This window comes from Tessaracoccus zhenghani (genome assembly GCF_055326325.1).
In genome coordinates this window covers 1-14,722 of record NZ_JBUZNQ010000017.1, presented here as the reverse complement: position 1 = coordinate 14,722, position 14,722 = coordinate 1, and the positions used below count along the sequence as shown (strand labels likewise).

Here is a 14,722-nt window from a genome sequence, read left to right as displayed (position 1 = left end):
ATAGTCGTAGACCGCCGCCGATGAGGAGCATTCTGAGGCGGTAGTTGTCGGGGTCGCGGAACCCTCGGGCGACGCGGCGTGCGAGTTCGATCAACCCGTTGATGGATTCGGTTCCGCCGTTGTTGGCGCCGCCGGTGGTGAAGTAGCCCAGGAACGCGTCGCGCCACTGGTTCAGCGTCCGGCCGAGGCGGGCGATCTCCGGGATCGGACATGAGGGGAACGTGGCGAGGATCTTGTCCGCGACCCTGCGGCCGTCGGCGTGACTGGGCTGGTGGTAGACCGAGCGGAGCTGTTGGGCGCAGTGCCAGGCGACCTCGACTTCGACGTGTCGGTCGTCGGCTGTGAACGCGGTCTCCAGGCGGGTCTTCTGCCGGTCGGTGAGGTGTTCCTTCCCGGCGCGCAGCAGGTTGCGGATCCGATACAGCGGATCGTCTCTGCGTCCGCGGTGGCCGTGGATGTCCTGCTGGACCCGGCGGCGGACCTCATCGACCGCGGCCGTGGCGAGCTTGACGACGTGGAACGCGTCGAGCACCGCGACGGCGTCCTCCAACTGGTCGTTGATGGCGTTCTTGTAGCCGTGGAACGGGTCCAGGGTGGCGATCTCGACGCCTTTGCGGAACGTGTCGCCGCGGTCACGCAGCCAGGTCTTGTAGGCCTCACCGGAGCGGCCCGGGACCAGATCCAGCAGCCGGGCTCGGATGTGTCCGTCCTTGTCGCGGGTGAGATCGACCATGCCGGTGAACTCCTTCGGGCCGCGTCCGCCCTGGTCGACGGGCTTGGTGGAGACGTGGTGCCAGATGTGTTCGTCGACGCCCAGCGAGGTGACCCCGGCGAAGCGGGCCTCGTCGGCGGCGGCGGCTTCAAGGATCGGCTTGACCGCTCGCCACAGGGTCCTCCAGGTGCAGCCGAGCTGCCGGGCCATCCCCTGAACGGAGGCGTTCTCCCGTCGCATCTGCCCGATCGCCCACGACGTCGCGCGACTGGTGAGCAGCGCTCTGGGTCGCGCCACATCGGGGTCTTGCTCCATGAACGAGTTCACCGGGCACATCGGTTCGGGACACAGCCAGCGACGTTTCCGCCACCACAGCTTCACCGGCGCCGTGAAGCACGGCGCGTCGATCAACTCAACCCTCTGCCGGCCATGCGCATGCGCGATCACGCCGCAGGCGGGGCAGCCCATCACCTCCGGCGTCCGTGACTCGACCTCGACCACGCAGCCCCGCGTCGTCGCGCTGGACGCCGACCACGTGGAGCCCAGGCAGGCCCAACAGAAGGTCGCAGCGCTGACAGTAGCCGCCGCCGGCACGGCAGCAGGAAGTAGAATCGGGCATCGTCGAGGTCCTTGAAGATCAGGTGGTGTGGTAACCCCGATTCTTGAGGGCCTCGACGCCCATCACCCCGCCGACACGCCAGCCGTCGGATCCACGCTCACCCCACGCTTAGGTACGAAGAGCCACAAAACGTCGTGTTCCAAGGCTTCACCGGCTCCGGCAAGAGCTACCTCGGGTCCGCGCTGGCGAAACAGGCCTGCCTGCACCGCTACCGGGCGCACTACATTCGCATGCCCGACCTCGAAGAATCCTGGGCCGCGGCGAAGGACAAGCCCGGCGGCCGCGAGAAATGGCTCCGGAAATTCGCGGCCTTCACGCTGCTGGTCATCGATGAATGGCTCCTCGACCACCCAGACGACGAGGTCCGCTCCATGCTGCTCGAACTGCTCGAACGCCGCTACGACGCAACATCGACCGTGTTCTGCACCCAGTACGCCAAGAAGGACTGGCACCAACGACTCGGCTCCGGTGTTCACGCCGACGCGATCATGGACCGGATCGTTCACAACACGATCTGGATCACCACCGGTGAAATGAACATGCGCGAACACGCCGCCACCACAACGCGCTGACCCAGGCTCGGTGAGCGCCGAACCCGGGACCCGGCTGGCGCTCACCGACGCCAGCCGCTGGCGCTCAACAGCAATAACCAGTGGCGCTCAAGCGCAATAACGAGTGGCGCTCACACCACCGAATACTCAAGCAGGCCGGGCGTCATAGCAGTCGACCCCTAGCTAGACATTTCATTCAGAAGTCGCCGAATGGTCAATGCGCAAAGCCACACAAGCGGCAAAGCGACGAAAACAATATACGCCGATGCCGACGCAATGAAGAAGCCTAACACTCCACCCGCGTTAAGACCCGCGATCTTGAGACCAAAGGAGGCCACTGCACCGACAATGAACACAAAAGCCTGAGCCCGTACTACACCTGCGGCATTGAGAAAACTGGTTAAGACGAGGACGACAGTAGTCGCAGAGTACAGGACACTCACTGACACCAAGCTCACGGTGTCGGGCGCAATGGAACCTGCACTCAGCAGGGGGTATAGCCAAGACGCACTCGTCACGATTGCCACCCCACCGACCGCCGCCAACAGCCCGGAACTCACGACCACGGCCGCAAAGCGCCTACGTAGAGGCTCGATAAGCCCTGCAAGGATCATTCGGCTGAAGACCGGCCATAACGCTACAGCATACATCGACACGGCGACCGGAAGGACATCAAAAGGACGCCTCGTGACACTCACGTCAGAGACAGCCCCCGGACCCATCACAGCATTGACTATATAGAGGTCAGAGGAAGAGAGGAACAGATAGGCAATCTGAATGACAACAAACCATTTCCCGAGTTTGAGGGTCCCACGATTCGCTTTGACAACGCTGCGAAGCGAGGTTCGTCCACGCAAACTAAGCCCCTGCGCGCGCATGAAGAGCAGCCCATTGACCCAAGCAGCCACCGAAACGGGCAGCATGTACGCGACAATCAAAAGATAGATGTTGTCCGAAACGAAAATGACGACTAGCGAGAGCAACAATCCAAATAGTTTGCCAACGCCCTCCCAGTGAGCTGACCGATCTGCAACCTCGTAAGCGAGTTGGATCTTTTGGGCAACAGCCATGGGAATGGCACTCAGGAACGAGATAAGCCCTACAAACATAGCAATTAGGGTGGGCCTCGAGTACTCCGGATCAACCACGAGGAATGCGTAGCCCGTCGAGACCAGAGTCGCCAGTACCAGCCATCCCAAGGCAACCGCGCCTAAGAGGACGACGAGCCCCCTAACCCTTTCACTGTGCGCTTCCAGCGGCTTCCTCTGGATTCGAAGAGCTGCAAACTCGTTGACAATGCTGTTGCCAAGCCCCAGATCCGGGGAGACCACCAACGCCGTTACAGACGTCGCAAGAGCCCAGTAGCCAAACTCAATAATGCCGAACGCATTGATCGCCATGGGCGTTATGAGCAAAACACCGAGAATTCCGAGTCCGCGTGGGAGGATTGAGGCAATCCCGAACCGCGCCACGCTGCTACGGGTGAAACGCCTCAGCCCAGCGAGGCGTCGATTTTGCTCAGCCACGGCTTGTTCTATCTTTGCGTCTTGTCATGAAATCAGTCATCTCTCGGGCGATCGTGTCACGATCAAAGTGCGTTCGAACATATCCCGGCGCGGCCTCAGACTTCAGGACGTGGCGCGGGTAGTCACTCACGACTCCGCGAATTCCGTCAGCGATGGACAGTGCATCGTTTCCATGAATCACACGTGCAAACCTGCTCAAGGTCGATTCATCCATGACTGCAGTCGTCACGACAGGCGTGCCGGAGAGAAGAAGTTCTATCAATTTGGACGGGAACGCAAACTGAGACACCACATGGTCAAGGCTTCTGACGTTCAAAGCAACATGGGACGCCGACGTAACGGCTCTAGAATGCTCGTTGGAGACCACTCCAAAATACTCTATCAATTCACTATCTGAAGCCACACCCTCGACGAAACAACGCAGACTGCCACTCCCACAAATGCGAAGCCTGTACTGACGAGCGGGATCAGATGCGTTTAGGAGGTTACAAGCATCAACAATATCCGTAATGCAATTATAGTCCTCCAGCGCACCGCAATAAGAGAGGACAACGTCGCCAGACGCTGCGGGTCGAGTAGGAGTAGGGACATTCGCCGCCGAGGCTCCAATCTTCGTCACCGCGACGTGAGGATTCCATCGTGAAATCATCCGCTTCGCCCTGCTAGACACTACAAACACGCCAGACGCAAGCCTGAGCATGCGGAGTCCAGTCTGGAAATACATCCCACCAATTAATCGCTTGAAGGGGTGCTTTGCACTGAACGCACCCTTGTGGGTATCGAATATTATGGTGAACACACGCAAGTCTCCACGTAGTCTCGCTACGCCGAGGATCAGCATCAGAATCGGACTGTATCCAAATGCTAAGATCAGTCCTCCAGGTGGGGCCTTCAGCAAGCGCGGCAACAGGCAAAGAAGTGTTGTGCCCTCACCGGCTCTCCCGTTCAGGCCGCTCAGGGTGACCTGTCCCTCTACTACATCCTCGCGAGGTGCAGTTAGGCTCAGGATTCGCACAGGCATCAGCGCACCAAGCGAGTCGGCCAGCTGCAGTTCATAGAGCTCACTCGCGTTGGTGGCTCGATTAGGATCCAACGAGACTAGAGTCCGAGAGATGATGATGATGTGATAACTCATACAGCGAGCCCCTCATAGTCCTGATACCTTTAATTCCGCAGACGATCTACCGGTCAGGCTCGCCGCACCGCCCGCTCCTAGCCAGAACACCCAACTCGACGCCTGTCCCAAGCCAAATAGATAGGACTCAGTCACGGCAACAGCCAATCCGGTCACAACCAGCGCCGAGATCCCGCTTCCGATGCTCCCCGGATGTAGTTTGGACACTGAATAGCCCACCGCTCCAAGGACGATCCCAAAGGGGATCATACCGATGATGCCGACCTCCATCAGTAGCTGGAGATAGCTATTGTGTGCCAATTCCAAACCGAACTCATTGACGGACGCGGGCGCGCTGAAAGCAATCTCTCCCGTGCGGAATCCCAATCCTAGAACCGGGCGCTCAAGCCAAAGTCGCACCGCGAGTGCCCAACCCTCTTCTCGAGAACTGAGGAAACTCCCCTCTCCAGGTACCGAATCCAGTCGATTGACGACTTCGGGAAGCGGGACACCGCCTCCGAGGAGCATCGTTACCGTCACTACGGTCGCCAGGGTGACCCCCAGCAGAACCGCCGCGGGACTGATGCGTCCGCGCGCGATCTTCATCGCTAGAAGGATCAGCGCCAGTCCCACAGCCAACACTGCCGTCCTCGACTGCGTCATGATCATGGCGCTAGCTACCAGACCTAGCACAGGGATGATGACCCAACGGCGCTCTAGTGAGATCAACCCCGCACCAAGCGCGAGTGCGAAAGCCGCTGTGAGCCCTAGAGCATTGGCATTCTGGAAGAGGCCTGTCAAGCGTCCCCCTGCGAAGTCGCCCACGGCGAGGCTTCCTAAGACTGTTACCGTCATTACCCAGAAGATCAATCTAAAGTCCGCTTGGATTCGCCCGCTATCGCGCCAAGGGCCGACGCATTGCAGGTGGATGATCGCGACAAGCAATGCAAAAGATGCCAACTGAGCGAGTGCCACGCTAGGGGCGATAGAAACTACAACGCCAAGCAAGGAAGCCACGACGAGCATCCACAATGAGTGGACCAGCCAGCGGACTGCCAGAGGTGACTCAGCAAGTGGAGCGCGAAACTTCCGAGATCCCCAAGATGAGAGAAGCAATAGGGCCGCGCCCACATACCGGCCAGGCTGCGAAGCGGCTTGCAGGAGTCCAACATCAAATGAAACCGCCAGAAGCATAGAAACCGTCAGGCCCAAGGCGAAGACTCGCACCCGCCCAAGGACATCACCCGATGTGCCCCGGGCCGGAAATGAGTGCTGCGACAATCTCATCAGCGCCAACCGAGAGCTGTGCTTGCACGTGGCCCTGGCTGCATAGCCTCAGCCGATGAGAACGCAGACCCCAATGATCGAAACGCGCACAGCGGATGCGCACTCCCCTCGCCGGAGACCAGTGATGATCGGCAGGAATCCGGCATCAGACATTGAAATTTGGTCATGACGACCCGCCACGGGCGAACTCATCAAGGATCCGCATGTGCGCACGTACCATTTCCTCAACAGTCACTGATGCCGCAACCACCAGCGCGGCGGTCTGCATCGAAGCCCTCTCGCTGGGGGATAGCGAGAGAACCGCGCGGACGGCAGCCGCCAAATCTATATCGGCGTCGGGCGGCACAAGATACCCATTCTCTCCATCACGAATTAACTCAAGCCCAGCTCCGCAGGAAGTGGTCGTAACGGTCGGAATGCCTTGAGAGAGCGCCTCGTTGACGACCAGCCCCCAAACGTCGAACCGCGTGGGAAGAACGAATACATCGGCGGCCCGGTAGTAGGCACGTAGCGATTCGGCGCTTTGGAACGGAAGAAAATGGATGTTCCGAGCGCCTAGCCTTGTGCAGAGCGCTATATATTCCGGCGGTGGCGCTCCTCCCACGATATACACTCCGACTTCGGAACCCATGGAAGATGCGGCAGAGATCAGGACATCGAACCCCTTACGGGGGATGAACTGACCAACGGCTAGGAGGCACGACTCTTCATTGATGCCTAGCTCCATGCGCAACTTGCGGCGTTCCTCTCCCCCTGGAGGGACGGAGGCGAGATCCGATCGTTTCACCGAACCGAAAGGATAAAAATGCACGCTGTCGGCATCCGCACCATAGTGTTCCAGGTACTCAGTGGCCTGCTTACCAGGGCTAAGGTAGCCTGACGCTCCGGATATGAGAAGGCTCTTAATAGACCGGCGCACACGGCCTTCAGACTTCACTGCGCCACCGTCAACGTTGAGAAGGTACCTCCTGCGTAGGAGTTTCAAGAGTCCGATGCTGAGCATGCCGGTTGGGGTGCTGTAGCCGCCTACAACAATAACGTCGAAGGTGGGGTCCATCAGAAAACTAATCACGCCAGGACATAAGGCGGCATCAGCCCGTGTCTTAATGCCAGACAGGAAGACCTCCTCATAGTCCCTCTCCGGCGGCCCAGTCCATTCAGCCGAACGATCCGTCGCGTGCGTCCGTTCGTATAGCACAGTGAGGTCGCAATAGTCTGCGAGACCGTTGAAGAACTCAACCCTGTAGGGGGCAGGGACATTGGTGAGGAAAAGGACACGAAGCCTTCTACTTGAAGCCGTTTCATTCATCTCGGTCAACCTCAACCCGCTTACTTTCGAGGAATTGTGCCAATTCGGCCCAAGAGCCATCGGGCGCACGAGTCCAACCAGTCTCTGAGGGTGAAGCATCCACCGATCGATCTAGACTCCAAGATTTTCGCATCGCGGACGCTAACTCAATGGGATCCGTTGCAGAGAAGTAGGAAACGTCCTGATATCCCCTCAATTGCTCACGTGCGTACGGCAAGTCCGCTGCGACGACGGGTGAGCCTGCAGCCATCGCTTCTAGAAGTGGCAACCCCACCGTCTCAACGAGAGAGGGAAAGAGCAGGCTAGATTGAGAGAGTGCCCGCAATATTTCTGTCCTAGAGACTCTTCCAAGGAATTTCACACATTCCGATGGCCGGAGGCCCAGTCCCATCCACTCCGCTTCACTCATTGTCACTGCTACCGAAAAGTTCGCTTCCCCTTGATGCTCGAGACGCAAGATGGCGTCGGCAATGACGCGGTGGTTCTTATACGAGACTGGAGCAGCAGGATAGATGAACTCCCTGCGAAGCCGCTTACCAACGCTCTGAATACTGTGTCCATTTGAAAAATCGACCTTGGGCCGGACAACGACAACCTCTCCCAGGCCTGGATCCCTACATTGCGCAACGCGCTCTCTCATCCAATCAGTCTGAACTACATAATCCGCATGCCTTTTCATACCCCGCAGTATGCGGCATTTAGTGACCTTCTGATACAGCCACATCTTCGGAGATAGCTTGAGGCTGAAACGAAAGGTCGAAAAGGTCAGTGCCTGATGCAGGTACACGATTTGGCGAGTCGCCACACGCGGCAACGGGACATTCTGTAACGAAAGAATGACGTCGGGCCGCGCTAGGCGCACATGGGTTGGCTGACGTGCATAGTCGAACCACAGGCGATGCATCCAAGTGCGCTTAACCCAAGGGAAGGCTATGGCCCGAATGTTTGACGCTTGCACGATCTCGGCGGTGCTTACGAAGAAGACCCAATCTATTTGTGGATGCTCCACAGCAGAGGCCGCGAGATCCTGCAGAATCGTCAAGGCGCCGCCCGATTCCGCCGCGACCGCAACTACCAGTACCTTCACAGTCAGCCCACAAACCCACTGAAAGCGTCGCTTAGACGCGAACGCCGGACCTTGCGTGGTGGGTGGCGGCGGTGGAACGCAATGTGTTTAGGACTCGCCGTGAGGAATCCTTCACGAGATAGTCGTTTGGGATTTGCGCCCTACCCCCATTATCGTGTTGCGCAATAGTGATGCGAACAGCGTCGACAACATCCTCAGGCGTCAAGCCAGTCACGATGATTCCACCCGTATCTATCGCTTCCGGCCGTTCGATTGCATCACGCAGGGTGACCGCAGGGAAGCCCAGCATTGTTGATTCTTCCGAAATCGTCCCCGAGTCCGAAACCACACATCTGGCAGACCTCTGGAGCTTGACATAATCGCTGAAACCCAAAGGCTTATGCAAGAGCACATCAGCACCCGCATCGAACCCGTATTCCTCAATGCGCTTTCGAGTCCTGGGGTGAGTGGAAACCAACATCGGCAGGGCCTGATCCGCAGCAACGGCCGCCAATGCTTGGAGAACTGACTCCAGGCGTGCAGGACTGTCCACATTCTCCTCACGGTGAACAGACGCCACAAGATAGCCATCCTCGACCAAATTGAGCCGGTCGATCACATCTGAGGCATCAATTCGGTCACGATAGTGCTCTAGCACTTCACCCATCGGCGATCCCATATGGATCACCCGTGCGGGGTGCAGCCCTTCGCCAATCAAGTTCCGACGCGAGTGTTCTGTGTAGACGAGATTGTAATCAGCCACGTGATCGACCAGGTGGCGGTTTATCTCTTCCGGCACGTTCGAATCGAAGGACCGGTTGCCGGCCTCGAGATGGTACACAGGAACCTTCAGCCGGCGCGCCATCAGGGCAGAGATGCACGAGTTAGTGTCTCCGAGCACGACCATGGCATCAGGCTTCTCTTCCAACAGGATTCGCTCAGTGCCGCGAAGCACGTCTCCAAGTACAGCACCAAGAGAGCTTGTATCCGCTTCGAGAAAATGATCTGGGCGACGGAGACCAAGGTCCTCGAAGAATATCTCGTTCAACTCGTAGTCATAGTTCTGCCCCGTGTGCACCAAGACATGATCAGTGTGTTCCTCAAAGGCCGCGATGATCCTTGACATACGAATGATCTCGGGGCGTGTGCCAACCACCGTCATGACCTTCAAGAGACCTGCCATGTCAAACCAACTCCTTCACTGTGTCGGGGTGAGCGTCGTCATAAAGTTCGTTCACCCAGAACGAGGTGAACAACGTGTCGTCGCCTGTGTTCGTGATCTTGTGAGGCCACAGCGTGGGCATGTCGATCGACATTGGCTGATCTCCCGTTACGCGGAACTCTTGAACCTCGTTAGTGAAGATCTTTCGGACAGCGATGGTGGCCTCGCCCGCCAGCACTGTGAAGCGCTCAATCTTCCTGCGGTGGTAATGGTCACCTCGGCTGACGCCCGGGGCGGTGGTGGAGAACGAGGACTGGCTCTCGCCACCGCGGCAGCGGATGATTTCGAAGAAGGAGCCCCTGGGATCGGAATTCTTCCTCAGCGCGATAGCAGGCCTGACCGTGAACGCGTATGAGCGGTAGGTATTGAAAAGATCGCGCTGGAACGGCTCGCTGACGTCGGGGATCGACCCGGACGAATACTCCTCCGAGAAGCGCGTGAGGTGGCCGAGGAGTTCCGAAACGAGGATGTTCTCTTCTAGAGAGGACTGGTGGCTGGTGCTCACTTCCCCAGTGAGGAGATCGGCGGCATTCTGCGCGTGGAGCAACGCGAGTTCCTTGTCGTCCACGACCTCCGGTCGGCCACCTTCGGCCAAGACGTGACAAAAGGTAGACGTAACGGCGTTGTAGAACGGCCTCCCGTGCTCACCGAAGAGATTCGGCAGCTTTACGTCCACGAACTTGAGGCCGAGATCCCCAGCCACAGCTGCCAGGATGTCCGCTGCGGCCTCTTTGGATGAGCCGTACACAGAGCCGTTCCCCGCTTGGGTGGAGTTAGCGAAGACCACCACACGCGGAGGATTCTCTGCTCGCTCCAGAGCTTCAGCCATCTGGCTGGCAAACGTCACGTTGCCGTCCCGAACCTCATCGTCAGAAGCGCGATTCACGCCGGCGATGTGGATGAGGCGTGGCGCTCCATCAAGCGCGGCCGCGGCCGTATCCACATCGAACTGAGCTCCCACAGCGACTGGAGTGGACTTCTTGCCGCTGGCGTGAATGGCTGCCCTGGTGTGCCAGCCAAGGAAGCCGCCTCCGCCCGTCATGGCGATGGCCGCCTCGCGGCCTTGATCATTGTGCGTTGACATCTCAGCGCTCTCCTACGAGCTGTCGGACCTCCGGCAGCCGCATGAGGAGTTCCTTCGTCTCTTCAACGTTGAGTTGATAGGTGTTCGCCGAGGTGTAGTCGTCACTCCGCGAGATGGCCGTTTCGCCCTCGTCGAAGTACAGCTCGTACTGAAGCGTGCGGGCGTCCAGAGGAACACGGAAGTACTCGCCCTCATCGCTCGCCTTCACAATCTCCTCACGGCTGAGGAGCGTTTCGTGCATCTTCTCGCCATGGCGAATACCGATAACCCGGATGTCCGGATCATCGATCCCAAACAGGCTGGCGACTGCGCGGGCCAAGGTCTCAACGGTAGAGGCGGGTGCCTTCTTGATGAACAGATCACCCGGCGCAGCGTTGGTAAAGGCGTGGTCTACAAGGTCCACGGAGTCCCCGAGTGACATCAAGAACCGAGTCATGGAAGGCTCGGTCAGGGTCAGTGGCTTGCCATCCTGCAACTGGCGCACGAACAGCGGAATCACAGATCCGCGGGAGTACATCACGTTGCCGTACCTCGTGACCGACACCGCCATGCCCGACTCCGCGAAGTTGCGAGCAAACGCTTGGGCTGTCTTCTCCATCAACGCTTTGGACATACCCATGGCGTTCACCGGATAGACCGCCTTGTCCGTGCTCAGGCACACCAAGGAACGAACCCCCGCGTTCGCGGCGGCACGGATAACGTTGTGGCTGCCGTTGACGTTGGTCAACACGGCCTGTTGTGGGAAGAACTCGCACGAAGGAACCTGCTTCAGCGCGGCGGCGTGGAAGACATAGTCGACTCCCCTCATCGCCGGAACGATGCTGCTTTCGTCGCGCACGTCTCCAAGGAAGAACCGAACTCGCTCATCGTTGAGCCGACGGCGCATGTCGTCTTGTTTGGCTTCATCGCGGCTGAAGATGTGAATCCGTTCGACGTTGCGTTCCAGAAGGGAACGAGCCATCGTCGACCCGAAGGATCCGGTGCCACCCGTGATCGCGACGACCGAGCCTGCGATTGGACGTTGGTTGCTAGTTGCTGCCGCTGTCACTTAACTTGTCCCCCTCGTGGATGCTTGCGACCCCTATTAGCATGTTCTCAGGAAGGTAGACAGGCCACCGGGCTGCACGACACCCCAAGAACTTGGGCCCGAACCACCATAAGCCCAAGCGCGGCGGGCTTTCCAATCGGGGTCTCGTTGTGACGGCACAGCTCAGACGGACACAGGCTTCTTAGCGGTGTAGTAGTACCCATACGTGTCTGAGTGAGAAGCAGGCACGTCGTTCAAGACCACGCCCAGCAGGGTGGCGTCCGCGGAGTCCAGGACGTCCAGGGCCGCGGCGAGTTGCTGGCGTCGGACCGTACCCGAGCGTGACACCACCACAGCCCCGCCTGCCTCGGCCGCCAAGACAACGGCGTCGGTGACCGGAAGGAGGGGCGGTGCATCGAGGAGCACGTAGTCGTACTGCCGCTCCACGGTCGCAAGAAGGTGCCCCATTGCTTCCGAACCCAAGAGTTCTGATGGATTGGGAGGCACCGTCCCCGAAGGCAGCACGGACAGGTAGCCGGGTGCAACATCGATGATGAGGTCCTGCAGCGAACCCCGCCCCGTCAGGACATCGGAGAGCCCGAGTTGGCTGTCGATGCGCAGGCGCTCGCCCACCTGAGGGCGTCGTAGATCAGCATCAATCAGCAGTACTCGCTCGCCAGCCAGCGCCAGGACTCGAGCAAGGTTGGTCGCTGTTTCCGTCTTGCCCTCCCCCTCCACAGACGAAGTGATGACCATGGAGGAGCGGCGCTCGCCGCCCAAGCCGACGAAACCGATGCTGGTGCGGAGCTTGCGGTAAGACTCAGCGCTGGCCCACTGGACGCCGTCGTTCCCGGCCGCCCGGCCCGCAACCGGCTTCTCGTGGTGGCCGATCTCCGCGAGGACGGAGGCATCCGTGATCTGTGCCAGATCCTCCGCGCTGCGGACCCGGGTGTCAAGGACGCTGCGCAGTACTGCTTGCCCGAAGCCGAGCAGGAGGCCCAAGAGCGCGCCGAGCGCGAGGTTCATCGCCGGTCGGGGGGCAGAGGGTGAAGCCGGCGCGACCGCCGCGTCGATCACCGTGGCGCTCACGAGGCGGGTGCCGTCGGGGCCGGCCGGCGCGAGTGCCTCGGTCGAGCTCTGGAGGCTAGCCGCCACCGCATTCGACAACTCTGCCGCCCCTTGAGGCGTACCGTCCTCGGCGGCAACCTTGATGATCGACGTCGCAGCCGGGGATGAGATCGCCAACTTCGCGGCCAGTTGCTTGACCGACAGATCGAGGCCGAGTTCGTCGATGACCGGCTGTAGCACAAGGGCCGAGGTGGCGACGGAGACGAATGAGCCCACCTGGCGTTCGGCGTACGTCGCGCCTTGGGACAGTTCGCCGGCTGTGCCGCCGCTCTCCACCGTGATGAACACCGAGGAGGTGGCCGTGTACGTGGGGCTCTGCAGCAAGGTGAAGCCGGCTGCCAGGGCGACACACAGGAATACGGTTGCCAGCGTGCTCCTCCAGTATCGGCGAGCGATCTGCAGGTACTGCTGCAACTCCATTAATGATTCCTTGTCCAGCCAGGGCGCTCCAGACCGATCCGGAGCCTTATCCGTTGTTCACAGGGGATGTTAGGGCGGCGACGGGTCACCGCTTTGTCTACCCTAACCCGAAGTGCCCCAGGTAGCAGACTCGGGGCCGGGTGCACGCCGTGAGCGGCAACGTTGCACTAGCCTCTGAGACGTTCCGTGAATTTCGATGACAGGAAGACAGGGTCATGCGCACTCCCCGTGATTTCGGCAGGCTGAGCATCATCGGCTTGATCGTGCTCGGCGTGCTCGCCGTCGCCCTGGCCGCCGCAGCACTGCTGATGAACCGGCCCATCGAGGCCGAGCCCGCTCCGGCCACAACGTCCTCCGCTGCCGTGACCCCGTCGTCGGATCCGGTGGTTGAGTCGCCGTCGCCGTCGGTGGTCATCTCGGAGTCGGCGACCCCGTCGCCCACCGCAGACGTGAGCGAGAGTGTGCCGCCAGCCGTCGTTGAGACGTCGCCGGCGCCGAGTGCGTCTGAGTCGCCGGCCGTCGGCGGTCCCACCGTCGTGGTCATCGGCGACTCCCACTCCATCGGCGACGACACCTGGGTGACCACCGCCGCGGAGGCGCTGGGCTGGGGTGAGGTGGTCAACCTCTCCTCCCCCGGTCGCGGCTACATCACGGCGCCCCGGGAGTGCGACTTCTCCCCGTGCGCGAACTTCGCGAAGTCTGTGGACCTGGTGGTGGACGCGCAGCCTGATCTGGTGGTGACGTTCGGTGGGGTCGCCGACGGGGACTACAGCATCACGCCCGGGGCCGACGCTTACTACGCCGCCTTGAGGAAGGCGCTGCCGGACGCCGAGATCGTCGGCATCGCGCCGGTCACCGGTGAGGATGTGGCTGAGTACTGGCTGACGCTGCACGGTCGCAGCATCAGCGCGGCGCTGGATGCCGTCGACGGGGTGTTCGTGAGTGCCGGCCAGCCTGGGTTGGGCGACGGCACGTCGTTGTCGGCTGAGGCGCAGGACGCGATTGCTGCGGCTGTCGTGGAGGCGCTGAGTTAGGTCGTCGGTACCCCTGGGCCCCGCACTAAGCACGCAAGCCCTCCGGAGCTCACAAGCATCAGCATGGCCGGCGATTCCGGGCTGGAGTGCAGGGACAGCAACCAGCACAAGCCGGTGGCCAGGCGGTCCAGGGCACGAGGCGGTCGGCTACCCTGTGGGTGATTCCCCCACCTCTCCGACCAAGGCGAACCACGCGGAATCACCATCCCGTGTGTGAAAGATGTCAGTGATGTTCGTGAGGCCTTGAATTTTCCGGGGTTTGGGATCATCAGCGTTGGCCTCGTCGCCCAGACGTCCCTGCTCTCCCTTCCCCCAAGCCCAAACCGGCTCATCACAATCCAGGGTGTAGTCGGGGTCTGAATCCGCCGGTCTCGAGCAGTGATCTGGCGATGTAGTTGGTGAGGTTCCGGAAGCCGAGGGCTGATCCGCGGAGGTGTTCGAGGCGGCCGTTGAGGGCCTCGGTGGGACCGTTCGAGGTGCCGGGCCGGTCGAAGTAGGCCAGCACGTCGTCGGCTCGCTTCTTCAGTGTTCGGCCGAGTGTGATCACCTCGGTCAACGCGGCGGGGACGCCGTGGCTGACCGAGGCGATCAGGCTGGTCATCAGGGCCCGGCCTCTGGTCCGG

The 14,722-nt window shown here is 60.4% G+C and carries 14 protein-coding genes; 2 read left to right on the top strand and 12 right to left on the bottom strand.

Annotated elements, in window-relative coordinates:
* Positions 1 to 1,180: ISL3 family transposase (locus ACZK4S_RS15390; RefSeq protein ID WP_463644858.1), on the bottom strand; the 1,180-nt coding region annotated here is incomplete at its 3' end.
* Between the two features lie 240 nt (positions 1,181 to 1,420).
* Here ACZK4S_RS15390 and ACZK4S_RS15385 point away from each other — a divergent pair.
* Positions 1,421 to 1,903, top strand: coding sequence for an ATP-binding protein (locus ACZK4S_RS15385; protein WP_463644857.1), 483 nt, complete (start codon positions 1,421 to 1,423; stop codon positions 1,901 to 1,903).
* A 158-nt stretch (positions 1,904 to 2,061) separates the two neighbouring features.
* Here ACZK4S_RS15385 and ACZK4S_RS15380 read toward each other — a convergent pair whose 3' ends face one another.
* The 9 genes from ACZK4S_RS15380 to ACZK4S_RS15340 all read right to left on the bottom strand — a co-directional run bounded on the left by ACZK4S_RS15380 (position 2,062) and on the right by ACZK4S_RS15340 (position 13,065).
* Positions 2,062 to 3,282, bottom strand: coding sequence for a lipopolysaccharide biosynthesis protein (locus ACZK4S_RS15380; RefSeq protein WP_463644855.1), 1,221 nt, complete (start codon positions 3,280 to 3,282; stop codon positions 2,062 to 2,064).
* Positions 3,283 to 3,400: 118 nt separating this feature from the next.
* Positions 3,401 to 4,543: a glycosyltransferase family protein gene (locus tag ACZK4S_RS15375; protein WP_463644854.1), complete on the bottom strand. Its 1,143-nt coding sequence runs from the start codon at positions 4,541 to 4,543 to the stop codon at positions 3,401 to 3,403.
* 12 nt (positions 4,544 to 4,555) lie between these two features.
* Positions 4,556 to 5,548 carry an O-antigen ligase family protein gene (locus ACZK4S_RS15370; RefSeq protein ID WP_463644852.1) on the bottom strand — a complete coding sequence of 331 codons (993 nt, stop codon included), beginning with the start codon at positions 5,546 to 5,548 and terminating at the stop codon, positions 4,556 to 4,558.
* A gap of 424 nt (positions 5,549 to 5,972) precedes the next feature.
* Positions 5,973 to 7,118 (bottom strand): glycosyltransferase family 4 protein, encoded by a 1,146-nt coding sequence (locus ACZK4S_RS15365; protein WP_463644851.1) that lies wholly within the window; start codon positions 7,116 to 7,118, stop codon positions 5,973 to 5,975.
* Positions 7,111 to 8,205: a glycosyltransferase gene (locus tag ACZK4S_RS15360; RefSeq protein ID WP_463644850.1), complete on the bottom strand. Its 1,095-nt coding sequence runs from the start codon at positions 8,203 to 8,205 to the stop codon at positions 7,111 to 7,113. Before ACZK4S_RS15360 ends, ACZK4S_RS15365 begins: the two co-directional genes overlap by 8 nt.
* Before the next feature lie 31 nt (positions 8,206 to 8,236).
* Entirely contained in the window at positions 8,237 to 9,367 is a 1,131-nt protein-coding gene (gene wecB / locus ACZK4S_RS15355; protein WP_463644849.1) for a non-hydrolyzing UDP-N-acetylglucosamine 2-epimerase, read from the bottom strand.
* Between the two features lies 1 nt (position 9,368).
* Positions 9,369 to 10,490 (bottom strand): polysaccharide biosynthesis C-terminal domain-containing protein, encoded by a 1,122-nt coding sequence (locus ACZK4S_RS15350; RefSeq protein ID WP_463644848.1) that lies wholly within the window; start codon positions 10,488 to 10,490, stop codon positions 9,369 to 9,371.
* Between the two features lies 1 nt (position 10,491).
* The gene (locus ACZK4S_RS15345; protein ID WP_463644847.1) at positions 10,492 to 11,538 is read right to left on the bottom strand and encodes a polysaccharide biosynthesis protein; all 1,047 of its coding nucleotides are present in this window, start codon (positions 11,536 to 11,538) and stop codon (positions 10,492 to 10,494) included.
* 162 nt (positions 11,539 to 11,700) lie between these two features.
* Positions 11,701 to 13,065: a tyrosine-protein kinase domain-containing protein gene (locus tag ACZK4S_RS15340; protein ID WP_463644846.1), complete on the bottom strand. Its 1,365-nt coding sequence runs from the start codon at positions 13,063 to 13,065 to the stop codon at positions 11,701 to 11,703.
* A gap of 215 nt (positions 13,066 to 13,280) precedes the next feature.
* Between ACZK4S_RS15340 and ACZK4S_RS15335 the strand changes: the two genes are divergently transcribed.
* The gene (locus tag ACZK4S_RS15335; protein ID WP_463644845.1) at positions 13,281 to 14,099 is read left to right on the top strand and encodes an SGNH/GDSL hydrolase family protein; all 819 of its coding nucleotides are present in this window, start codon (positions 13,281 to 13,283) and stop codon (positions 14,097 to 14,099) included.
* Between the two features lie 147 nt (positions 14,100 to 14,246).
* Here ACZK4S_RS15335 and ACZK4S_RS15330 read toward each other — a convergent pair whose 3' ends face one another.
* On the bottom strand, positions 14,247 to 14,441 hold the full coding sequence (locus ACZK4S_RS15330; protein ID WP_463644856.1) for a hypothetical protein: 195 nt from the start codon (positions 14,439 to 14,441) through the stop codon (positions 14,247 to 14,249).
* Positions 14,431 to 14,722, bottom strand: a 292-nt coding sequence (locus ACZK4S_RS15325; protein ID WP_463644517.1) for a transposase, incomplete at its 5' end; no start/stop codon positions are given. The genes ACZK4S_RS15330 and ACZK4S_RS15325, both read right to left, overlap by 11 nt.